This window comes from Flavobacterium endophyticum, from assembly GCF_003634455.1.
GTDB lineage: Bacteria > Bacteroidota > Bacteroidia > Flavobacteriales > Flavobacteriaceae > Flavobacterium > Flavobacterium endophyticum.
In genome coordinates this window covers 215,316-239,018 of sequence record NZ_RBLC01000001.1, presented here as the reverse complement: position 1 = coordinate 239,018, position 23,703 = coordinate 215,316, and the positions used below count along the sequence as shown (strand labels likewise).

Here is a 23,703-nt window from a genome sequence, read left to right as displayed (position 1 = left end):
AAAAACAGCGCTATGAAAAACAAGAATCTGATTATAGGGATTGCGGCCGGAGTCGCTGCCCTAGCAGTAGTAGGAATTATTTGCAACAAAAAAGGATATATCAATTTTGGATCGATGCTTGACAAAGCGGGCGACATTGCCGGAAAAGTAAAAGGCTCTTTAAGCAAAATAAAAGAGGCCGCAGTTTCCGAAGCAGATACGGTTATCCAAGAAGGTAAAAACATTGCCGGTAAGGCTATCGATGCCGCTGCCGGACTAAACGACAAAACGTCAAACGCTGTAAGCTGATTTGATTCATTTGTTAGTTTGAAAACGGCTTGCTGATTATCAGCAAGCCGTTTTTTATGCTTATTTCTCAGAGAGCGCGTCTGAAATCTTTTCGCCCAGCGCTACGAAACGTTCGATAGAGCTTTTAGAATTGAGTTCCTTGTTCACGAAGGCTCTCAGTCTTCCGTCAGACAATGCAAAGCTGTACGCTATGTCTTCGTCTTCAATTCTTTTCCAGACATAAGAATCCCCTTTTGCGGTCAGGTGTTCCTTTTCAAGGTTCTCCATCAAGAGTTTTTTGATTCTTTCGGTCTTGTGGTCGTCAAAGCTCGCCCTGATACTGTAGGTGATGTCTGAATTGTCGATAGATACCGAAGTAGAGCTGCTCGAGCTGTTCTGCTTGATTTTGACTTTCGAGTTGGAAGCCTCTCCTTTTCCAGAAGAAGTGCTGCTGGATATATACGTCTTTCCGTTAATCGTTACGCTAGTGTTCGAATTGACCGTCACCTTGGTACCAGGGGTTGCCGGTGTAGGAGGTGTAGGAGGCGTTGGAGGTGTAGTCCTGACCTGTCCGCTAACCAGATGGCTGCAGACAATAAATGCGATGATGATAAATAGTCTCATAATGTTTTATTCTTTAATGTTAAACTCAAAGCCCAAGCCTCTCACGCTTGGAATAGCTATGGCAGGATCTTCGCTGAAATACTTGCGCAGTCGGCTGATAAAGACATCCATGCTCCTGCCGGAAAAGAAATCGTCGTTGCCCCAGATTTCTTTCAAGATGTCTTCTCTTTTAACGAGCTTGTTTTTGCTGGCATACAAGAACTGGATCAGGTGGGCTTCCTTTTCCGTGATGCGGTGCGTCGCTTTTTCATGCGTTAAGAGATAGTTTTCGCTGTCAAAAAGATACTGTCCGATCTTGAATTTCTTTTCAGACACATGCTGTGGCGCCGTTTTCTGCACGCGCTTCAGGATATTCGTAATCCGCAATATCAGTTCTTCAACTTCAAAAGGCTTGATGACATAATCATCGGCCCCGAGCCTCAATCCCTTGATTTTGTCTTCCTTCATCGATTTGGCTGTCAAAAAGATAAAAGGCGTTTCGGGATAGGCGTCTACGACTTTTTCGGCCAGCGTAAAGCCGTCCATCTGCGGCATCATCACGTCAAAGACGCAGATGTCGGGCTGGGCATCGGGAAAAAGCTTGAGCGCTTCCTTGCCGTCTTTGGCCCAAGTGACCGTAAAGCCTGAAAATTCAAGATATTGCTTCAGTATGGAAGCATAATCAAAATCGTCTTCTGCTAATAAGATGTGCTTTTTCATGAGGGAATGGTGATTAAAAATAAAGCTCCTTTGTCTTCTTCGCTTTCTACCTTGATGGTTCCTTTATACGACTCCACCAGCTGTTTTACATAAAACAGCCCGAGGCCGAGTCCTTTGGTTTCGTGTATGTTTCCTTTTTCGATACGGTAAAACTTATCGAAAATAGCCGTCTGTTCTTTGGTCGCGATGCCCTTTCCGTTGTCCTTGATGCCCATGGCAAAGCGGCCATGCTGTTTTTCCATTCGTATGTCGATTTCTGTCGCGCCATATTTTACGGCATTTTCCATAAGGTTCACGATAATCGTGTTCAAGTGGAAAGGATCGATCTTGGCCGTGATGTTTTCCTGTTCCTGATGACAGCGGATTTCCGTAGCCGGATGCGACAATTTGAAATCATCAATGATGTTATGAATCTCGCTGCAGCCGATTTCCATTTTTGCATTGCGGCTTACGGTAGGCGTCAGCGAAGCCTCGGTCACCTGTCGGAACAGCTTCTGCAATCGGTCGTTCTGTCTTTCCAGCATCGAAAGCGTATGCCTGTAGTGCTCTGGAGTCATTTCGTTTTCCTTGCGCTGCAGCGTCTTGATGGCAATGTCCATCGTAGCAAGCGGTGTCTGGAACTCGTGCGTGATATTGTTCACAAAGTCGGTCTTGATATCGGCGATTCTTTTTTGGCCGATAAGGTTTTTAAGCGACAGGTAATAGAGATAGACCACAAAGACCATCAGCAGCAATGAAAAGATAAGCAATCCTGCCATCTGGCGGATGATTGTCTGCCCCCAGTTGGCAATGCTGTAATAGCGTTCGCTCTTGATTTCAAAATCGACTGCTTTCTTGATGGGCACAGCTGCCCTGTCGTCTACATATTCTTTTTCGCCTTCCCATCGTCCGGTAGAGGCTACCACTTCGTCTTTGTTTTTTACGTTGTTACCCAGCACGAATAATTTTCCGCGATAGAGGCTGTCAATCGTATTGTCTTTTTTGATGGTGGCCGAGGTGATATAGATGGAATACCCGATATCAAAATCGCCTGGTCGCTTGCGTTGGTTCATATACGCTGTCATTACGGTAGACAGCGAATCGGATTTGCTTTTCATAAACTCCACAAAGTCCTTTTTCTCGAGCCTTTCAAAAGTATAGTTTCTGACAAACTGGCCCGCTTGGTTCATCCAGCTGTCGTTGAGCTCGTACCATTCTTCGGTATCTTCTAATTCTATCAGCTGTTTCTTGATCTTGGCGCTTACTTCTTTTTCGGTCAGCAGGTAGGTATTGTATATAAAATACCCCTGGATGGCTGCCAGCGCAGCTACCGTAAAGATACAGGCTCCTATCAATAGCATTATTTTTCGTTTCATGGCAAAGCTGGTTTGTTGGGACAAAGCTAGGGGTTTCTTGGCTTGGCTGTGCTAAAAAACAAACCGTTAACCGTTCTTTAACCAAATTTGAAAGGGCAGCCTTGCGCCATGCCACACGCTGCACGGCAGGGCGTCACGGGATAGCTTGCTTTGTTAAATAGGCAGCCGCCAGCGCTTTTGTGTTTAACCCTTCATTAACCCTTCGTTAACCCGATTGCAGAAAGGGTTTGCAGAGATTTGCACCATCAATCATCGAGTTTCAATCATCATCAATCAAGTCAATCAATCGAATTTCAATCATCAATCAAATCATGAAACAGTTAGTTATTTTTTTATTACTGCTTCCTTTCGGGAGCATGGCACAGCACAGGCTCTCGGGTTCCGTTAAGGATGCCGAGGGCAGGGCAGTGCCTTTTGCCGACATGGCGTTGCTAAAAGCACAGGACTCTTCTGCCTACAGGACGGCGCTTGCCGACGAGCTCGGGCGTTTTGAGATAGGAGCGGTCGAAAAAGGAAATTACATTGTAAAGGCAAGTTCGGTAGGAATGTCTACTGCCTACAAAAATATAGAGGTTACAGGCGACATGGAGCTGGGCGATATCGTGCTGGCCCGTGCTTCTGAAATGCTAGAAGGCGTAGAGATCGTTTCCAAGCGCCCGGTAGTAAAAAGGCTGGTCGACCGTATGGAGTTTACGGTCGAAAACTCGTCGCTGGCGTCTAACAATGCATGGGAGATTGTTTCCAAAACGCCAGGCGTGACTACTTCGGGAGGCGGGGGCATCACCATTCGCGGCAGCCAGAGCATACTGGTAACCATCAACGACAAAAAAGTATACATGTCGGGAGACGAGCTGAAACAATATCTTGAAAATACGAGCGGAGAAGACGTAAAGTCGGTTGAGGTCATCACGAACCCGCCCGCCAAATATGATGCGCAGGGCAGCGCGGTGCTCAACATCAAGCTCAAGAAGGCGATTTCCCCAGGCTACAAAGGATCTATCAATACGGCCTACGTGCAGTCGATGTATCCGAAAGCGATAACTTCTACAGGACATATCTACAAAGGCAAGAAGCTGTCTTTGATGGGGCGCTACAGTTTTGGGATGGGCGAATATGTTGACGAAAGTACCGACATTGTGCGCTATTATGATGAAAACGGCAACACGGCATCGGAATGGAAGAGCTTGCTGCGCCGCAAGAGCAAATCGCTAGAGCAGCATTCGTACCGTCTGGAGGCATCGTATGAACTGGATTCACTGAATTTATTTTCTATCGGTACTACGGGTTTCCAAGCACCAGAACAGCACGGAAAGTATGCAGCCCCGACTTCTATCACGGGTGCCGACGGACAGCTTGATTCGCTCTATGTCACGATGAACAACCGCAAGAATCCAGCCCGTAATGCGGCGTACAATTTTTTATACGAACGCAAGCTTTCGGAAAAATCGAAGCTGGTCTTCAATTCTGATTTTACAAACTATCTGTCTAAGGACAATCAGGATATCAATACGACTTTTTCGTTGCCAGACAGCGCCCCTTACCGCGATGTGCGTTTTGTGAGCAAGAGCCGCCAAGGCATCAAGCTGTTCTCGGCACAGGCGGATTACAGCAACGAGACAAACGGTGCGTTAGAGGCGGGAATCAAATATGGCAATGTATCGGCCAATAGCAACTTAGATTACCGCGATGCTATCGGCGGGGTATTGGTGCCGAATGAAGGGCGCACGAGCAAGTTTCTGTATGACGAGTGGATTTATGCGGGTTATGTGAGCTATGGCAGGGAATTTGGCAAATGGAGCGTCAAGGCCGGACTGCGCGGCGAATATACCTCGCTCGAAGGCAACTCGGTTACCACTTCTGAAGTGAACGACCAAAATTATTTCAAGCTTTTCCCTACGTTTTATACGATGTATAAGCCTTCTGAAAATCATGAGATCGGGTTTTCGTACGGCAAGAGAATCAGCAGGCCGCGCTACAGCATGCTCAATCCGTTTCGCGTTTACAACAATAATTATTCGTATTTCACGGGCGATCCAAAATTGTTGCCGACCATCACGCACAACCTGAATTTGCTGTATACGCTAAAAGGCAAGTATAATTTCGACTTGTTCTACCGATTGGAGAAAGACCCGTCGATGGAGATTTCGTACCAGGATTACGAGACGAATACCGTTGTGTATCATTTTACGAACATCGACAAGGATTATGCGTTTGGCTTGGAGTTCAATACCAATCTGGCGTTTACGGGCTGGTGGGATGCGGGAATCCAGTCTGGGTTGAGCTATGTAGAAGATCGTTTTCAAGGGATTGATGGCAAGCTGTATAAAAACGGAAAGCCGACGTATAATGCGAGCATCAACAATCGTTTTGCATTGAACAAAAAGAAAGATTTTAATGGCGAGATCAATTTTTATTACAATTCGTCTTCGGTACAGGGTACTTTTGTCTTTACGTCTACGACCAACCTGTCGCTGGCACTGCGCAAAAAGATACTAAAAGGCAACGGAGAGGTGTATGGTATCTTTTCGGACATCTACCGCGGCGAAAAAATTACCATAACGACCAACTACGGCAACCAATACAATTCATCTGATTCTTATGGCGACACGCAGAATTTCAGGCTGGGCTTCCGTTATAGTTTCGGGAATCAGAAATTAAAAGAAAGAAATAAGGAGCAGACGGAAGAGCAGAGGAGAATTTAGGGATTTTAGATTTTTGATTTAGGATTTAGGATTTTTGATTTAGGATTTTTGAGAATTACGAATTTTGAATTAGGAATTGCGAACTTTGAACTATCAACTATCAACTATCAACTATGAACTATCAACTATCAACTTCTAAATCTAAAATCAAAAATCCTAAATAAAAAAATCCTAAATAAAAAATCCCGCTGTAAAAGCGGGATTTTTTTTATTTCAAATGTTTGGCAAAGAAGCCCATCATGCACTTATAGAGCTCGATGCGGTTTTCTTCGCGGCCGAAGCCGTGGCCTTCGTTATATTTTACCATATACGGTGTGTCCAGTCCTCGTTTTCTGAGGTTTTCGACAACCTGGTCAGATTCGTTGATGTTGACTCTTGGGTCGTTGGCGCCTTGTACTACAAAGAGCGGTTTGGTAATCTTGTCTGCATTCAGGGCTGGAGATACCTCGCGCATGATTTTTTGGTCCTCGGCGCTGTTCTCGTCATACCACTGTTGGTATACTTGTGCCAAGAAAGGTTTCCAATAGGGTGGGAACGACTTGAAGAAGGTAAACAGGTTGGATACGCCCACATAGTCTACGCCACATACATACAAATCGGGTGTTTTTACCAAACTGCCCAAAGTAGCCAGTCCGCCATAGCTGGCGCCATATACCGCTATTTTTTTGTCGTCGATCAATCCGAGCGACTTGACATAAGCCACGCCGTCTTCTAGGTCGTTCAGCATGTTGCGGCCGATCTGCTTGTTACCTGCCAAGAAAAATTTCTTGCCATAGCCTCCAGAACCTCTATAGTTGACTTGTAGCGTAGCATAACCTCTGCTTGCAAACAGCTGTGTTTCTGGGTTAAAGCTCCATTCGTCTCTTACGCCGTAAGGTCCGCCGTGAGGATTCACGATCAATGGTACTTTCTTGCCCAGCGTGGCTTGTTTCGGAATGGTCAGATACGCATACACATCAAGTCCGTCGCGGGATTTGAATTTAATCGGACGCATCTCGGCCATGTCGCCTTCTTTAAGCTGCGGCATCAGGTTCATGATTTCTTTAAAGCTGTCTTTTTTAGCATCATACAGGTAGTAGCTGCCATAGAGTCTGTCGCTGGAAACATACAGTAAGAATTTGTCCTCATCGTCGGTTACCCCGCTGATGCCGAATTCTCTGCCGCTGAATTGTTTTTCGAATTTGGCATGCAATTTCTTATAGGTCGCGCTCACGGGCACGGTTTCGTTTTTCTCTCCGGTATAGCTGTAGTAGTCTACCTCATAGCCTCTTTTTCGGGAAGTGCTGAGGCCGCCCACGTCAAACGTAGGATTCGAGAATACTTTCTTGATGGTCTTGCGGGTAGCAAAGTCGTATAGTATGATCTCGGCCGTGTTGCTCTCCAAGTTGCTCAATACATACGCATCATGCGGATTCGGTGTCGTATAGTCGAAGGCAATGATCGAAAATTGGTCTTTCCAGGTAGTCGTGGCAATCTTTTCAAAAGGCTTGTCCTCGGCAGTTCTGTAATAGATTTCGTTCTCGGTACCGTTGTGCTGTTTGGTATAGCCTTTCAGCACGCCGTCTTTGTCAAAATCATAACCTCCAATCGGATTGGCGGCATCTTTATTTTCGAACAATTTGACCAGCGCCCCGGTCTTGATGTTGAGCTTGAAAGGTTCGAAGATTTCCGGATTGTCTTTGTTCATCTGGATGATCATATAGTCAGGCTGCTCTTTCAGTATCTTGATGATGCCTGCACGAACGCCTTCAAAAGGAGTAAGGTCCATCTTGTTGCCGCCGTCAAGGTCTACGCCATAGATGTGGAAGTTTTCATTACCGCCTTTGTCCTGCACATAGATCAGGCGCTCATTGTTCGCCCAGCCGTAGCCGCGGATCAGTTCGTCTTTTTCTTCGATGGCCTTGACAACCTTGCCGGTAGCGGTGTTCTTGATATAGACATGGTTCTTGCCCTTGTCGTCGCGTTCCTTATACGAAAAATAAAGTCCGTTTGGAGAAAACTGGAAGCTGCTCTGTGCAGGTCTCTTGAAATAATCGTCTACAGAATAGCCGTAGGTGCCTGTTTCTAAGGCGGCGAGCTTGGCAAGCTCTTCTTTGCTCGATGGCAGGGACTTGTTGCCCGGCTGACTGTCTTGGGTCTGGGCATGGGCTGCCGACAGGGCCAATAACGACAGCATCACTGTTGTTTTTTTGATCATGATTTAGTTGTTTAAGGTTGAACGGTAATAGAAAACGGAAGCCGTACAAGGTGCTGCCGTTCAAAGGTATATGTCGTGGGTTGTTGTGTTTTGTTACATGGAGGGATTTAGGATTGGTGATTTTTTGATTTAGGGTTTTTGATTTGGAATTTATGTTGTGTATGCTTTTTTTTGGTGTGTATTTGTTTGTGTAATTGTTAATTTATAATTAAATATAGTAAAATTTAACTATAACTATACTTTTTGTTGTTTTTATGCGTTCATGTGGTAGTAATAACTTAATACTTTTTTCAATGCCGTTTGTAAATTTAAATTCGAAGCATTTCACCCCCGAAGAAAAGACGGCGGTGTTAAATGCGCTTGCTGCCATGGAGGCAGCGCTGACCCCTAAACTGTCAGCCTTGACGCCACAAGAACGTATGTTGTACGGAAGCGTGAACGAGCAGAACAAGCTCGTGATTAACAAGGTCAATGACTTTTATGACACCCAGAGTAGTTTAGCCAGTCCGGATGTGGACTGGGTAGAGTTCAAGAAGGATTTTGACAGCCGTTCGTTCCTTCAGGGACTGCTGATGCGACTGGACAACTTGAAGATCGGGCTTGACAGCTCGAAAATCCTTCATGACTGGGACAATTATCAAGCTGCGCTTACCGACTACGACTACACCAAATATAAAGTGGCGTCGGGTATGGGAGGTTTTGAAGCTAAGGTATCAGAACTAAAGCAGTTTTTTAAAGGTGGCGGCCCTGCTACAAGCCAGCCAGATTCAGGCCCTAAGTCTGAATAGCTCTTAATTACCCCTAAAACCGTATATATAGTGAACCTGGAAGCGAAAGCTCCCAGGTTTTTTTATGTGCATTTGGCGTCCGGAACGCCACGGATGGCGTTCCATCGCCCGCGTTTGGCGTTCCGAACCCCGCGCGCGGCGTCCGGAACCCCGCGCGACACGTTCCCGACGCCAAATTTGGCGTTACCTAACGTGGATTTTGGCGTTCTGAACGCCAATTTTTACGTTCCGAACGCCATCCGTGGCGTTGTATAACGCCAAACGCGGGTGATAGAACGTATCGCGCGGGGTATTTTGAGGGGTTGGTGGAGATTTTTAGGAAGATTACGGGAAACCGTAAGGGGTGTTTTTATGATTTAGTATTTTTGGAGTATTATTTTTATTTAAAAAAAAAGTTAATTATTTATTAATTATTAATAATATTGAGTTTTTAATTTTTAATTATTTATAAAAAAATGTAAAAAATGAAGCTAGATAATTTATATTCATTAAGAAAAGAATTTACGTTAATTGGTATTACTGGAAGGACCGGGTCTGGATGTACAATGATATCTGAATTTTTATCAAAAGATTTTCAATCATTGAAAGGTTTAAGAAAAGAAAGTGAATTTGATGATGTGATATTTAGAAGAAAATATGAGATTACAAAATCTTTTTTATCCCATAAGGGTAATTGGCAACCATTTGAAGTAATTAAATATAAAAGTGTGCTCCTTTTTTATATATTACATAGATATGGAGGGGACTATTCCAAAATGAAGAGCTTATTTAGAAAATTTTTTAGAGAATCAAAAACAGATAATAACGGCAAGGCTGTAAGTGAAATATTGAAAGAAATTCAAAAGCTAGACAAGGAATATAAAGATACAATAAAGAAAATTAGAGAATTAAAAAAGTTTGAATCAATAAATTCAGTACCTGATTTAAAAAAATTAAATGATTTATATTTTGAAGGTAATTTTAAAAATTTATCAAAGAAGATTTTCGAATTATTAGAAAATCATGGATATTATAGGAGAACACGCTTGTTACATTCTGTTTCATGTAATATAAGGAGCAATGGAGATCCCTTAGATGATGAGCATGTTAATATCGACAGTATTTTTTCTATAGCATTATTAATTAATAAATTGGTGAAAGCACGTAAGGATTTTAATGGTAACAAACCGACAAAAATTGTAATTGATTCACTAAGAAATTCTTTAGAGATTATGTTTTTTAAAGAAAGATATTCGGCTTTTTACATGCTTGCTACGAAAGATGTTTTAAATAATGCAAAAGGAAGAATAGAATTTCGTTTAAAGAACAAAATAAAAGATGATATTGAGAGAGATAAAGTTGTAAAAAAACTATTAGAGTTGGACGAAACTGAATATAAAACTAATGATTTTGCAAGTGGTAAATTTTCATCCCCTGATGTAGAAAATTGCATACAAAAAAGTGATTATCATATATTTAATCTTAAAAAGAATCAAATAAAAAAATTTACTGATAATACGAATGTAAATAAAAATGGTTTTTTAGTTCGTGAAGAACAGTTAATGAAATTTATAGCTCTTATTCAGCAGCCTGGATTAATAACGCCCAGTTCTCTTGAAAGAAGTATGCAAATTGCCAATACGGCAAAATTAAATTCTGGCTGTATCTCGAGAAAGGTCGGAGCTGTTATTACTGACGTAAACTATTATCTTATGTCTTGCGGATGGAATGATGTAGCCAAAGGGCATACTCCTTGTAATTTAAGAAGTGTTGAAGACTATTTTGGAGATGAAAAAGAACTTAACAAAAGTGTACATTATAGTGATTTTGAAAAGGGAATAGTTTCAAATTTATCAAATTTCAAATATAAAAATGAAAAGTTAGGTAATTTCAAAGCGGTATTAATTGATTATTTTAATGATTCGTTAAAACAAAATAAAGAAGATTTAAATGGTAAAAACTGTTCTTTCTGTTTTAAAACGATCCACAATCATTATGAAGGAGAAGCAAATCAAGTACATACGAGATCCTTACATGCAGAAGAAAATGCGATGCTACAAATTACTAAACTTGGAGGGCAAGGGGTTGTGAATGGATCCTTGTTTACTACGGCAAGTCCTTGCGAATTATGCTCAAAAAAAGCTTATCAATTAGGGATAAGGAAAATTTATTTTATAGACCCATATCCAGGAATTTCAAATGATCAAATATTAAAAGGAGGGGATATGGATAAAAGACCAAAAATGATTCCTTTTTCTGGAGCTATAGGTACAGTATATCATAAATTATATGAGCCTTTCCTTGCTTATAAGGATGAAATTTCAATGACATTAAATATTAATCCTAAAAATGGCATAGGCATACAGTTTAAAAATGTTTTAAAAAAAATTGATTCTCAATTTGTTAAGGATTATTTAAAAGAAAAAACAGAGGGAATAACAAATGAAGACATTATTGATTTAATAGAAAGAGGGTTAAAAAGTAAAGCCTAAATTTTAAAGATAATAGATAAATTATGAAAAACATACTTTTCCTCTTATTGCTAACCTGTATTTCCTGCTCCCAAAAAGAGCAGCGAAAAGAAGAACTCGCCAGCGTTTCAACCATCATCATCAACCTAAGCCATGCCAAATATCCCAAACAGATTACCATCAATAGCAAAAAAGGGGTTGCCGAGGTTAAGAACCTGAATAGCGTAGTAGCAGCGTCTGCCGATGTGAAGAACCATCCGTCAGATAGCCAAACCGTGCCTCTTGATGAAACCTCGCTTACGGAGATCCTGAACCTTTTTAATGCCATCGATAGGGCTCCGCAACAACGCACGCTGCATGGTAACGGAATGCTGTCATCTATAGAAGCCCACACGAACGACGGAAAAACAATAAACCTTGATCAATTGGACGATAGGCACGAAGATGAAATCGCTTTTATAGAAGCCGTACTGCGAACCATAACCGCAAAATCAAAAGACCCGAAAGTCCAAACAGAAATGACAGTTTTACTCGAAGCACTTTAGTAAGCGTAAAATGTTAAATTTTACTCCAATACGAAATAAATTTACCTTAATACGGTAAATTATTCTATTTTTGCGGTAATAAATTCTATCGCAAATGAAACTCATCGGAAAAAATTCGCTTTCGCGGCTGCTGGTACACGGCTGCTTTATTGCTTTTGCCCTGCAATTGTTGAACCTGGGTTATGCTGCCTTTGCTTACTTTTCGGGAGCTACAGGCATAAAGCAGATCGAGATTCCATTTAAGGGTGGTGCGCTGGTTGCCAGCGCCAATTTTGCCAACTTGGGCATGGCACTGTTTTATTTGGCTTTCTATGCCGTCTTTACGTTTTTCTTGTGCAAGATTTTCCATGGCATGAGTTCTGAAATCACCTTTAATCAAGAGGTCATTGCCTGGCTCAAGTGCTTTGCCCTGCTTAACGTGCTGGCAGTGCCTTTACTGTTATTGCTCGGCTTTTTGCAGTTTCAGGACGAAGCCTATGCAAGAAACGACTCCTATATAGTACTGCACCTCGTGCTGGGCATCGTGATCTATTTTATGCTGGCCTATTTTAAAGAAGGTTATGAGCTGCAGTCTCAAACCGAACTAACCATATAACGAATGGCCATCATCATCAACATCGATATCATGCTGGCGAGGCGCAAGATGCAGTCGCAAGAACTGGCCGAAAAGATCGGCATCACGCAGGGCAACCTGTCGGTGCTAAAGACAGGCAAGGCCAAGGCCTTAAAGCTTTCGACCTTGGAAGCGCTCTGCAAGGCACTTGACTGCCAGCCTGGCGATCTGCTGGAATACCAGGAAGACTAATCCCCGACCGTACTGCCATACTAATTGCTGAGCCCCAAAGGCTCGGATAGGATTCGTATGTCCAAAAAATAACACTAAAATTAGCAATCATGCTATCATCAAAATTCAAAAAACGAGCAAAAAAAATTATAAAATGGACGGCTATCGTCGTGCTGGGCTACTGGGTCGGCACCACACTGTATTTTGGCTATTCCGACATTGACGAGCGGGAGGGAACCTATATCTATTACTGGTCGGGACTGAATGCGCTTTGGCGCGACGACAAGGAGTTCGGCTTTAAGCACAACGAAATCTTCGAGACCAAGCTAGACGGCGAAGACGGACCTTATGTGTTTGGTGACACCATCTATCGAGTGGATAGCACGAACAGTCTGTATGTAGAACCGCTTGACAGTTCGCGCAGCGTAATCGTAAAAGCAGCTAATGCAGACAACGATGAATTCAGCGTTAGCCTTCGGAATAGTTATGCAACGGGTCCGGATCAGTTTCCGCTTCCCGAAAAGCTGCTCGCTATTTCGGATATTGAAGGCAACTTTGATGGCTTTTATAGTTTTCTGATGGCCAACGGCGTGATGGACAAGCAGTACCGCTGGACATTCGGCAAAGGACATCTGGTACTCGACGGGGATTTTGTAGACCGCGGCAAGAATACCACGCAGGTACTATGGCTGATCTACAGGCTGGAACAAGAAGCCGAAAAAGCGGGCGGCAAGGTGCATTATATCTTGGGCAATCACGAAATCATGAATCTTTACGGTGACGTATCGTACTGCGATTTCAAATATATGGAAGCTGCCAAACGCATTGCCGAGACGACGCGCTGGGACCAAGGATTACGGCGGCTGTTTTCTGCCGATTCAGAATTGGGAAAGTGGCTCCGTACCAAAAACGTAGCGGAAAAGATCGGTCCCTACCTTTTTGTGCACGCCGGACTGAATACGAAGCATGTCGCTGAAAAGCTGTCGTTTTCGGAAATGAACGCCATTGCCAGAAAATACTATGGAGTCTATCCTGACCAAAAGCTGGAGAACCCACGCGAAGCGCTGGTGCTCAGTTCGTATTACAGTCCGTATTGGGACAGGAGCCTGTCGCTCACTATGCTCTACCGCGCGGTCTATTTCTTTAATGACCCTTCTAATGCGCCTACGCACAAGCCTTCGCAAGAAGAGCTGGAAGGCGTGCTGCGCTATTATGGAGGCGAAAAGCTGGTCATCGGACATTCGGTTGTCGATGAGATTACCGCCGATTATGAGGGCAGGGTTTTTAAGATTGACGTAAAGCACGGAACCGAAAAAAGCAGCGGCAAGACCCTAGGACTGCTTATCGAACAAGGGAAAGAATATGCTGTTGATGACCTCGGCAGGAAGACAAAGTTATAGCCTGGAGGGTACTGAAAAAGGAGGAATTGTAAACAAATACTCGTACCTTAGCGGAAATATTCTGCCATGAAAAAATACATCCTCTTGCTGTGCTTTACCGCTCTGCTGGCTTCCTGCAGTACGGGAAGACTGTCGAAATCGGACGCGCTTTCGGAGTCCGAAACCATCATTTTGGGTGAAATCAAGATCTTAAACGAAGGCAAGGACGTGACCAAAAATGCCAAGATTTATTTTGACGAAAATGAGAAAGGAGTGCTGTCGTATAAACTGTCCGAACACGGACTGCTGGTCATGAAGCTGCCAAAAGGCAATCATTTTGTAAAATACATCTATACGCCTTATGGCTCGATCAACCTTCCGATCGGCTATGCGAACATTGCGGTTCCCGAAGCAGGCAAGTCGTATTATATTGGCACGATCGTGATTGATGCGCAGGGAAAGCTGCGAAAAAAGTCAAGAGGCATTATTTATGATACCGATCCAAAAGGCCTGAAAGAAGAAAAGGCCGAGATTACGGTAACCGATGCTCCTGATGCCGCTACGAAAGCCTATCATGATGAATTTGGTGCCGACAAAAAGATCGAGAAGGCACTGATGACTGTAACAGAATAAATTTAACGTAACTCAAATACATACAACAATGGGATTATTTTCTGCTTTATTGGGCAACGCAGGTGCGGTGAGCCAAGAGGAACTTCAAAAGAAATACGGACAGCTGCTAACGGACGATGAGAACATCGAGCTGGGCTTTAAGCTGATCCGCGACACCTTTATCTTTACGACCAAGAGATTGATCTTGATTGACAAACAAGGACTTACAGGAAGCAAGACCGAATACAAGTCAATCGCTTATAAAGCCATCAGTCGCTTTAGCGTAGAAACGGCAGGTACTTTTGAATTGGATGCCGAATTAAAAATCTGGGTATCTAGCGAAGCCAACCCGAGTATCAAGAAGCAGTTCAACAAGTCGGTGAACGTATATGAAGTGCAAAAAGTATTGGCGCACCATGTGTTAAAGTAAGAAAAGAGTAATTGCTTTTTTAAGAAAAATAATAGCCCGAAGCATTGCTTCGGGTTTTTTTATTTACTAATTTGTAACACAAATAAAAAAAATAATAAGATTTACGGGAATCCGTAAGGGAATTGTTTTTTTGACGGCTATTTTTGGCGTTATGTAACAAAAAGCGATATAGATTGTAAATTGTAAACCATGAAGAAGTATTATCTGAACAGGGGTAACGAAAATTTGGGCCCTTTTAGCCTCGAAGACTTAAAAGACCACAAGATTACACAGGAAACGATGGTATGGTTTATAGGGCTAGACGGCTGGACGCCGGCAAAAGACATCAGAGAACTTCATGTACTGTTTAACAGCCTTCCGCGTCACGAACTGACGGGCCGACAAGGACTGGAGAATTATTATATTGCCAAGATGGAAAAAGAAGAATCTTTTTTCCTAAAACATATCGATAAATTTTTACTGCTCTTTGTGCTTGTATTTGCGGGCACGATTATTTTCTTTTTCATGCGTCTTAGCTTATAAATACAGGTCTTTTGGACTTCAATAAATACGTATTCTTCCCATCTGTCAAACTATTTATCAAAAAAGAAACGCTTTTACGGATAGCCGTAAGGAAAGAGCAACTTAGGACTTTATATTTGGTGTTAAGTATATTTTGATTAACAGTTGGGACACGCAGAGCTTGCCATAATAGTGATGCGAATCCAGATTAAACCGCCTTCGGGCGGTTTTTTTGTTCTTGCTGTACATCATGCAACTATACGTTTCGCATTGAAAAAGAGAAAATAAATAAAAAGAACAAGCAGCATTTAGCAGTACTTTCTAGCTTTTCGGCATTACTAGAAATAATTTTTTCAAAAAAGAAGCCTTTTTACGGAAACCCGTAAGGAAATCGGTTTTTGTGATAGTACATTTGATGTAGGTTGCCTGCCTCAGGTTGCAATTTTGAAGTCACTATTCTTTTATGAAAAAGTATTACATAAATAATGGGGAGCAAAATCTGGGTCCTTTCGATCTCAACGATTTGAAATCTAAAGGAATTGACAGGGATACTCTAGTCTGGTTTTTCGGATTGGAGCGCTGGTCAAGAGCCAGAAGCATTCCAGAATTAAAAGAGCTGTTTCGGACAAGCTTGAAGAGGAGGGAAGGAGGGTTCCGCGAATCGGTAGATGACGAAACAGCTTCTTTTTTTAAGGACCGCCTGCTGCTTTTTGTAGCTGCGGGATTGTTATTAGGTTTTGGCATACTGTTTTATAGTTTTTACATTACGAGCACCATCACGCAAGACGAGCAGCGAAGCCATAATGAGCTTCAAGAATCAAAAGAGCTGTTTATGCAAGAGCGTGTGGTATCGGTACAAGCCTTGCCCGAAAAGCAGCCCTTGTTGCTGGCAGAGAAAAAGGCATCAACCAAAAGGATAGCGCAGATTGAGATTGAGCTTGCTATAGCAGACCAAAATCTGGCAGCGGCAGAGCAAGAGCTTATGGGTGCCAGGTACTTTCAGTTTTTGAGGATGTCGGATGTCAGGCAGCAAGAAATAGAAGCTGCCAATAAAAAAATAGAAGTCTGGAAAGACGAAATCAAGCTGCTGAAAGCAGAAATGCATGGGCTTGACACAGCATCTGCAGAAGATTGATCATTAAGAGAGAATAACCAAAAATTTCCATTTATACCACAAGTTTGACCCAACCCTAATGAAAACCGCTCCCCTGCACAGGAGCGGTTTTATTTTTGAAGCTAGCAGGCTGTAGATGGAAAGAATACATTTGCAGGTAAAATAAATCAGCTTTCGGGAGCGTAATAATGTATAAATATTTATTTTTGCACGCGAGTCTAAAAGACTCGATTCCAATAAAAGAAAATTAACTATCATATTATGGTAAAAGATTTATTCGAAAGAATACAGCAAAATAAGGGGCCTCTTGGAAAATGGGCTTCACAGGCAGAAGGATATTATGTGTTTCCTAAATTGGAAGGTGATTTAGGGCCGAGAATGAAATTTCACGGAAAGGATATTTTGAACTGGAGTCTTAACGATTATTTGGGACTGGCCAACCACCCTGAAGTACGCAAGGCAGATACGGAAGCAGCAGCAGCTTATGGAGCGGCCTATCCTATGGGTGCCCGTATGATGAGCGGACATACCAAGTATCACGAACAATTGGAAAACGAGCTTGCTACCTTCGTAATGAAAGAGGCGGCTTATCTTTTGAATTTCGGCTACCAAGGAATGGTATCTATTATTGATGCCTTGGTGACTAAAAACGATATTATAGTGTATGACGTAGATTCGCATGCGTGTATCATTGACGGAGTCCGTCTTCACATGGGCAAGCGTTTTACGTACAAGCACAACGATCTGGAAAGCATGGAGAAAAACCTGCAGCGTGCCACTAAAATGGCTACCGAAACAGGTGGAGGAATCCTTTTTATCACAGAAGGTGTTTTTGGGATGAGAGGACAGCAAGGAAAGCTGAAAGAGATCGTGGCGATGAAAGAAAAATACAATTTCCGTCTTTTGGTAGATGACGCGCATGGTTTCGGTACGCTTGGAAAAACAGGTGCCGGTGCCGGAGAAGAGCAAGGATGCCAAGATGGAATTGACGTCTATTTCTCTACATTTGCCAAATCAATGGCGAATATTGGAGCTTTCGTGGCTGCAGATAAAGACATTATCGATTACCTAAAATACAACCTGCGTTCGCAAATGTTCGCGAAAGCGCTTCCGATGATCCAAACCATCGGTTCGTTGAAACGTCTGGAATTGCTGCGCAACTCGTCTGAAATAAAAGACAAGCTTTGGGAAAACGTAAACGCGCTTCAAAAAGGATTGAAGGATAGAGGTTTTAACATTGGCGATACCAATACGTGCATCACTCCGGTATATCTTGAAGGAAGCATCCCTGAAGCTATGGTAATGGTAAACGACTTGAGAGAAAACTACGGTATCTTCTTATCTATCGTAGTGTATCCAGTTATCCCTAAAGGTATTATCTTGTTGCGTATGATTCCGACGGCTTCGCATACTCTTGGAGACATCGAAGAAACGCTGTCTGCTTTTGAAGCGATACGCGAAAAACTGGTAAACGGAACCTACAAAGAAATCGCTGCCAAGACTACGGTTGACGTAAGCGACGAACGATAAAATAGAAAACATTGCAAAAAAGCCATTCTGAAAAGGGTGGCTTTTTTTATTTAGTATTTGCTCTTTCCCAACTTTCAGGCTTTCCAACTTTACGACTTAATTAACAAAAGCCTCGCTTAAAAATTTTACCTTTAGGACTGCTAACCACAAAAAGAACACCTATGAAAACCAGATTTTTAGTATTGGGAATGATTATCAGCTTGGCGGCCTGCAATAAAAAAGCAGAAGATACGCAAGTTGTCACAGAGCCTGAAATGGAACAGCCGGAAATAACGGCTCCTGCAAAAGAATGTTATGAATATGCCAACGGCAAAGACACGATTAGTCTATCATTGGCCATAACCAATGGCAATAATGTATCGGGCGACCTCAAGTATGCCCTGTTTGAAAAAGACGGCAATACAGGGACGTTTACGGGTATGTTTAAAGGCGATACTTTGTATGCCGATTATATGTTCCAGTCGGAAGGCATGACTTCCGTAAGAGAAGCCGTTTTCTTGCGTAAAGGCGATGCCTTGCTGCAAGGCTTTGGAGACATAACCGAAAAAGATAACAAGCAGGTTTTTAAAGACAAGAAATCAGTGAAATTCGATGAGAAGATGGCGCTGAAAAAAGTAGCCTGCGAATAGATTGAATTAATTAAGTATAAAAAAGTTCCAGTACGAAAGTGCTGGAACTTTTTTATGTTATAGGTTTTTTACATAGGTGCATCTCCTTTTGTGGATCACAGGCTCAAAGTGCTTCCACAGGTTGTGGATGGCCGTATTGTCGGTCAGTTCCGGTGTCCTGTAGCAGGTTTGGATTCCCTTTTCTGTAAAAGTCTTGTAATATTCGTTGAAGATGATAGCTGTTACGCCCTTGTTCTGGTATTCCGGATCAACGCCGATCAGGTAGAAAATCATATCCTTGCTGTTCTTCCTGGCTTTAAGCAGGTGCAAGAATCCAAAAGGGAATAGCTTTCCTTTGGCTTTCTGCAGTGCTTCAGAAAAGGAAGGCATTACGATACTAAAAGCAACAATGTTCTGGTCTTTATCTTCGATAAACTTGATAAACTCTGGATTGATAAAGCTGATGTATTTTTTCTTAAAATATTCTTTCTGGATATCCGTTATCGCCACAAAAGAAGCCAAGTCGGCATAGCTCTTGTTGAACAGGTCGAACATCTTGTCTACATACGGCATCACATCTTTAGTAGATTTGAAATTCAGCGGCTTGAGCTGGTACCTTTTTATGATAAGGTCGTTCACCTTGAGGAAAAATTCAGGCTTTACGTTGCTGAACGGAAATTTGCTTTCGACATATTCTTTTTCGACCGTCATTCCGAGCTTTTCGAAATGTTCTTTGTAGTAAGGGAAATTATACCACGTAATCATGGTACTGATCTGGTCGAAACCTTCCGTAAGCACACCTACTTTGTCGAGATTGGAAAAGCCTACAGGACCTTCGACATATTCAAGCTGGTTTTCTTTTCCGAATTCGTGCACTTTTTCTAAAAGCGCTTTGGTAACTTCGATATCGTCGATCACATCAAACCAGCCGAATCGTACTTTTTTCTTGCCTTGGTCTTTGACTTCGTTCCAGTTGATGATAGCGGCAATTCTTCCGACAATAGTATTGTCTTTGTAAGCCAGATAGAATTTGGCGTCGGCGCTGGCAAAAGCTGGATTTTTAGTCTTGTCGAAGGTTTCTAATTCTTCGCTTATGATGGGCGGAACCCAATATTTGTTGTCTTTGTATAGTGAAAATGGAAATTTTACGTAGTCCAAAAGCAGGGCTTTGGTATTCGCTTCTTTAATTGTTATCATTGCTTGTTATTCTTTTTCTCCTCCGACTTCGTCAATTCGTTTTTTCTCTTCTTCTTTTTTCTTGTCCTTCTTTTTATCTTTTTTGTCGCTCTTGTCCGGACCTTGAATCATGATGTCTTTGTAGAAGCCATCGAATCTCCAAGAAACACCAACTCCTCCGTAGAAAATCGAAGGCGTATCCTTGATGTTTTTGCTGATAGAGGCATCGACCTGCAAGTTAGGCTGCAAAAGATAAGCCGCACCTACACGCCCGATGGCATCAGAATAATAATCACTTTGGTAGCCTTGGAGTTCTAAAAATCCAGACCATTTTTCGTTAAATCCTCGGGTCATGGTCGCGATGATTCCGTAGCTTGGATAATCGGTAGTAATCCTGTCGGCAATAATATTCATGACGAACACATAGCGGCTTCCGAAATGGTTTTGGGTAATAACCATCAGCTTTGGGCTGATCTTCGGGTCGGTCGGAAAAGTATACGGATTGTTGGAGAAATTGATATTAGCTCCGGCATATACGCCCACGGCAGGAATAAATTGTCTCCATTTGAATCGGTGGTTGGCTTTCCAGCTATAGATGTTTACTTTTTCTTCGTAATTTTTAAAAGGATCATAGATGAGGTATTTGGCACCAAGCGTCAGTTTTTTCACTGCGTTTCTGTTTTCTGATTCTAAAACGGTATTGTACTGGTCAGCCTGATATTGCAGGTTCATGATGAATTCCAACTGCTCTAGGAAAGCGCCATAACGGAGTGCCAGATCAAGGCCAAATCCTTTGGCGTCGTAATTTAGAAGGTCATGGTCTTCTGCCAAAGCATAAATTCCAGCTTCAGCCTGAAATACGGTCTTTCCGACTGAAAATCCAGACATGGATTCTCCAGGTCGGTTGGAGTTGATATCGTCAGTAAATTGGGCATAAATCGCAGAAGAACAGAAGGCGAAGAACAGTAAGGAAGCAAATCTTAATTTTGACATATTCTCTGTGGTTTTCATTAGCAATGGTTAGTATAACCCAAAAGTACTATAATTTATTATTTATTTAAGAAGGATATTTTAAATTTAAGCGTTCTATTTGCTAATTTTACGCTTTAAAATTTTAGATTATGCAATTCGCTTCATTTAACGGAGTTTTGAAAACCTTGTTTATCCTTGTCTGTATTTATTACGGCTTCAAGCTGTTGGCTAGGATATTTTTTCCAATCATGGTACGAACTGTAGTGCAAAAAGCAGAACAGAGTTTTCAACAGCAGCAGCAAAATTACCAAAGACAGAACAGCCAAGATGATTTTGTAAACGGCAACACCAATACCAACAGAAGATCAGACAGGCCTCGTGAGACTAAAAAAGTAGGCGAGTACATCGATTACGAAGAAATAGACTAAACTTTTCTTTGAATATATTTGCGGTAAAGCGTATCTTCACGCCTTTATTTATTTGTTTTCAATTTACACCGTATGAAAATAATCAGCAAGTATTATCCTCACTTATTGGCCATTTTAGGCTTTGTTTTGGTTTCCCTAATTTATTTTTATCCTGTAATGCAGGGCAAGCAGATTTACCAGTCTGATATTGCGCAGTATACAGGTATGGCAAAAGAGCAGAACGATTTCCGAGCCAAGGAAAAAGAAGAGCCGTATTGGACAAATGCTGCTTTTGGCGGAATGCCGACTTACCAATTAGGAGCCAAATACCCGAATGATTTTGTAGGTGCGCTGGATGATGCGTTGCGTTTTCTGCCTCGTCCTGCCGATTATCTTTTCTTGTACTTTCTCGGTTTTTACGGATTGCTATTAGTACTTAGAGTCGATCCGCTCAAGGCCTTTTTCGGGGCTCTCGCCTTTGGTTTTTCGACTTATTTGATTATCATATTAGGTGTAGGGCACAATGCCAAGGCCCATGCCATCGCTTATATGCCGCTGGTTGTAGCCGGTGTGGTTTTGGTCTTTAGGCGAAAATATATCTTGGGAGGTCTGCTTACGATGGTAGCCGGCGCTTTGGAAATCAACGCAAACCACTTCCAGATGACCTATTACCTTTTGTTTTTATTGCTGATATTAGGTATCTTTTTTCTATACAAATACATCAAGCAGAAAGATTATAAAGGATTTTTATATGCCCTTGGAGTATTTGCAGTGGCAGGAATTCTGGCTATTGGAGCGAATGCGACCAGTCTTATGGCGACTTCTGAGTATGCAGACTTCAGTATGCGTGGCAAAAGCGAGCTGACCTACAATCCTGATGGTTCTAAAAACAGCACGACGTCATCGATGTCGTATGACTATATCACGGAATACAGCTACGGAATCTCTGAGAGCTTGAACCTATTTGCGCCAAGATTGTTTGGAGGATCCAATTCTGAACACTTAGGAAGCGAATCTAAAGTATACGAGTTTATCTCTGCTCAAGGAGCCACTCCAGAAGAAGCGAAAGGCTTTACAGAAGCCTACGCCAAAACTTATTGGGGAGATCAGCCTATCGTGGCGGCTCCCGCTTATATTGGCGCTGTCGTTTTCTTTTTATGCATTTTGGCCTTGTTCCACGATAAAAGAAAAATAAAATATGCGTTTTTAGCAGGAGCTATTTTCTCGCTACTGCTTTCTTGGGGAAAGAACTTCCCAATCATGACTGACTTTTTCATCGACTTTGTTCCGATGTACGATAAATTCAGGGCGGTTTCGTCGATTCAGGTAATCCTTGAATTGTGTATTCCGGTTCTGGCAATTATGGGACTCCAAAGTTTTTTCAAATCCGAAAAAGACGAACAGTGGAAATCCTTGAAATTAGCTGCAGGCGTAAGCTTAGGAATCATCGTATTGCTTTTTGTAGCTAAAAGTATGTTTGATTTTACAGGACCGTATGATGCCCAAATGCAGCAAATGTTTAGCCAAGCACAAGGAAGCGATGCTTTCGGCTCTGGCTTTGTGGAAGCGTTAAGAGAAGATAGAAAAAGCATGTATAATAGAGACCTGCTACGTTCTGGATTATTGATCTTAGTAGCTGCGGGTTTGTTATGGCTGCATGTGAAAAATAAATTATCGCAGACTTTTGCGGTTATTTTGGTCGGTCTTTTTATGATCGGCGATTTGTTTTTTATTGACAAAAACTATTTAGATAGTACTGGTTTTGTAAGCGCAAGAGAAGTGAACGAGCCGTTTCAGCCGACGCATTCTGATTTGCAGATTTTAAAAGATACGACCCAATACCGCGTCTATGAAATTGCAGGAAGACTGCAGGCCAGAACATCTTATTTCCACAAATCATTGTCGGGTTACAGTGCCGTAAGGCCGAGAAGAATAGAGCAACTTTTTGACTATCAGATTGGCAAAAACAACTTGAACGTGTTGAACATGCTGAATACCAAATATGTCATCCAAGTTGATGAAAAAGGGCAGGAGTATCCGATTATAAATCCTGATGCCAACGGCAATGCTTGGTTTGTAAAAGAAGTAAAATTCGTAAACACGCCAGACGAGGAGATGAAGGCTTTGGATAAATTAGATACTAAAAACCAAGCGGTTTTCAACCAGAAAGAGTTTAAGAATCCGATTTCAAAAACGTATCAAAAAGACAGCACGGCAACGATCGTGCTGAACAGCTACAAGCCGAACCATTTGAAATATACTTCTAATAACGCCAATAAAGGCCTGGCCGTTTTTTCTGAAATCTATTATCCAAAAGGATGGAAAGTGACAATTGATGGCAAAGAAACTGAACATTTTAGGGTAGACTATACTTTAAGAGGATTGGAAGTGCCTGCAGGAAAACATACGATTGAGTTTAAATTCGAGCCTCAAGTAGTAAAAACAGGAAGCACGATTACGTTAATCAGCTCAATATTGATGCTATTGCTTTTAGCGGGAGGCATCTATTTCGAAAACAAAAGGAAGAAATCCGAACCTAAAAATTAAGTTATCGAGTTATAAC

General features: G+C 42.1%; 22 protein-coding genes. 16 read left to right on the top strand and 6 right to left on the bottom strand.

The window, feature by feature from the left end; translation table 11 throughout:
- Nucleotides 1-12: 12 nt before the first annotated feature.
- Complete coding sequence (locus CLV94_RS01135) at nt 13-288, top strand: hypothetical protein (RefSeq protein ID WP_121374629.1); 276 nt, start codon at nt 13-15, stop codon at nt 286-288.
- Between the two features lie 60 nt (nt 289-348).
- On the opposite strand, the gene CLV94_RS01130 is transcribed toward CLV94_RS01135, so the two are convergent.
- Genes CLV94_RS01130 through CLV94_RS01120 form a run of 3 tightly spaced genes read right to left on the bottom strand, consistent with a single transcriptional unit; the run spans nt 349 to nt 2,945 of the window.
- Nucleotides 349-891, bottom strand: coding sequence for a hypothetical protein (locus CLV94_RS01130; RefSeq protein WP_121374628.1), 543 nt, complete (start codon nt 889-891; stop codon nt 349-351).
- Nucleotides 892-897: 6 nt separating this feature from the next.
- Complete coding sequence (locus CLV94_RS01125; RefSeq protein ID WP_121374627.1) at nt 898-1,590, bottom strand: response regulator transcription factor; 693 nt, start codon at nt 1,588-1,590, stop codon at nt 898-900.
- On the bottom strand, nt 1,587-2,945 hold the full coding sequence (locus CLV94_RS01120) for a sensor histidine kinase (protein ID WP_121374626.1): 1,359 nt from the start codon (nt 2,943-2,945) through the stop codon (nt 1,587-1,589). The genes CLV94_RS01125 and CLV94_RS01120 overlap by 4 nt, the downstream gene beginning before the upstream one ends.
- Before the next feature lie 311 nt (nt 2,946-3,256).
- On the opposite strand from CLV94_RS01120, the gene CLV94_RS01115 reads away from it, so the two are divergent.
- Entirely contained in the window at nt 3,257-5,647 is a 2,391-nt protein-coding gene (locus CLV94_RS01115) for a TonB-dependent receptor (RefSeq protein WP_121374625.1), read from the top strand.
- 208 nt (nt 5,648-5,855) lie between these two features.
- Here the strand turns inward: CLV94_RS01115 and CLV94_RS01110 are convergent, their stop codons facing one another.
- Complete coding sequence (locus CLV94_RS01110; protein ID WP_121374624.1) at nt 5,856-7,844, bottom strand: S9 family peptidase; 1,989 nt, start codon at nt 7,842-7,844, stop codon at nt 5,856-5,858.
- 368 nt (nt 7,845-8,212) lie between these two features.
- On the opposite strand from CLV94_RS01110, the gene CLV94_RS01105 reads away from it, so the two are divergent.
- The 12 genes from CLV94_RS01105 to CLV94_RS01050 all read left to right on the top strand — a co-directional run bounded on the left by CLV94_RS01105 (nt 8,213) and on the right by CLV94_RS01050 (nt 18,606).
- Nucleotides 8,213-8,632, top strand: a complete 420-nt coding sequence (locus tag CLV94_RS01105) for a hypothetical protein (protein WP_245982408.1) — start codon at nt 8,213-8,215, stop codon at nt 8,630-8,632.
- A 464-nt stretch (nt 8,633-9,096) separates the two neighbouring features.
- Nucleotides 9,097-11,103: a cytidine/deoxycytidylate deaminase family protein gene (locus CLV94_RS17125; RefSeq protein WP_121374622.1), complete on the top strand. Its 2,007-nt coding sequence runs from the start codon at nt 9,097-9,099 to the stop codon at nt 11,101-11,103.
- A gap of 23 nt (nt 11,104-11,126) precedes the next feature.
- The gene (locus CLV94_RS01095; protein ID WP_121374621.1) at nt 11,127-11,627 is read left to right on the top strand and encodes a hypothetical protein; all 501 of its coding nucleotides are present in this window, start codon (nt 11,127-11,129) and stop codon (nt 11,625-11,627) included.
- 94 nt (nt 11,628-11,721) lie between these two features.
- Nucleotides 11,722-12,222: a hypothetical protein gene (locus tag CLV94_RS01090; protein WP_121374620.1), complete on the top strand. Its 501-nt coding sequence runs from the start codon at nt 11,722-11,724 to the stop codon at nt 12,220-12,222.
- A gap of 3 nt (nt 12,223-12,225) precedes the next feature.
- On the top strand, nt 12,226-12,432 hold the full coding sequence (locus CLV94_RS01085; protein ID WP_121374619.1) for a helix-turn-helix domain-containing protein: 207 nt from the start codon (nt 12,226-12,228) through the stop codon (nt 12,430-12,432).
- Nucleotides 12,433-12,521: 89 nt separating this feature from the next.
- Nucleotides 12,522-13,811, top strand: coding sequence for a metallophosphoesterase (locus CLV94_RS01080; RefSeq protein WP_121374618.1), 1,290 nt, complete (start codon nt 12,522-12,524; stop codon nt 13,809-13,811).
- Between the two features lie 66 nt (nt 13,812-13,877).
- On the top strand, nt 13,878-14,423 hold the full coding sequence (locus CLV94_RS01075) for a lipoprotein (protein ID WP_121374617.1): 546 nt from the start codon (nt 13,878-13,880) through the stop codon (nt 14,421-14,423).
- Between the two features lie 28 nt (nt 14,424-14,451).
- A complete protein-coding gene (locus tag CLV94_RS01070; RefSeq protein WP_121374616.1) occupies nt 14,452-14,832 on the top strand; it encodes a PH domain-containing protein in 381 nt (126 codons plus the stop codon).
- 189 nt (nt 14,833-15,021) lie between these two features.
- Nucleotides 15,022-15,354: a DUF4339 domain-containing protein gene (locus CLV94_RS01065; protein ID WP_121374615.1), complete on the top strand. Its 333-nt coding sequence runs from the start codon at nt 15,022-15,024 to the stop codon at nt 15,352-15,354.
- A gap of 442 nt (nt 15,355-15,796) precedes the next feature.
- Nucleotides 15,797-16,468 (top strand): DUF4339 domain-containing protein, encoded by a 672-nt coding sequence (locus CLV94_RS01060; RefSeq protein WP_121374614.1) that lies wholly within the window; start codon nt 15,797-15,799, stop codon nt 16,466-16,468.
- Between the two features lie 240 nt (nt 16,469-16,708).
- Nucleotides 16,709-17,977 (top strand): aminotransferase class I/II-fold pyridoxal phosphate-dependent enzyme, encoded by a 1,269-nt coding sequence (locus CLV94_RS01055; protein WP_121374613.1) that lies wholly within the window; start codon nt 16,709-16,711, stop codon nt 17,975-17,977.
- Between the two features lie 161 nt (nt 17,978-18,138).
- The gene (locus tag CLV94_RS01050) at nt 18,139-18,606 is read left to right on the top strand and encodes a hypothetical protein (RefSeq protein WP_121374612.1); all 468 of its coding nucleotides are present in this window, start codon (nt 18,139-18,141) and stop codon (nt 18,604-18,606) included.
- A 57-nt stretch (nt 18,607-18,663) separates the two neighbouring features.
- On the opposite strand, the gene CLV94_RS01045 is transcribed toward CLV94_RS01050, so the two are convergent.
- Both CLV94_RS01045 and CLV94_RS01040 read right to left on the bottom strand, forming a co-directional pair.
- Nucleotides 18,664-19,782: a GTP cyclohydrolase gene (locus tag CLV94_RS01045; protein WP_121374611.1), complete on the bottom strand. Its 1,119-nt coding sequence runs from the start codon at nt 19,780-19,782 to the stop codon at nt 18,664-18,666.
- Between the two features lie 6 nt (nt 19,783-19,788).
- Entirely contained in the window at nt 19,789-20,754 is a 966-nt protein-coding gene (locus CLV94_RS01040) for a transporter (RefSeq protein ID WP_121376190.1), read from the bottom strand.
- 128 nt (nt 20,755-20,882) lie between these two features.
- Between CLV94_RS01040 and CLV94_RS01035 the strand changes: the two genes are divergently transcribed.
- Entirely contained in the window at nt 20,883-21,161 is a 279-nt protein-coding gene (locus CLV94_RS01035; protein WP_121374610.1) for a DUF4834 family protein, read from the top strand.
- 72 nt (nt 21,162-21,233) lie between these two features.
- Nucleotides 21,234-23,687: a YfhO family protein gene (locus tag CLV94_RS01030; protein WP_121374609.1), complete on the top strand. Its 2,454-nt coding sequence runs from the start codon at nt 21,234-21,236 to the stop codon at nt 23,685-23,687.
- Nucleotides 23,688-23,703 lie beyond the last annotated feature (16 nt).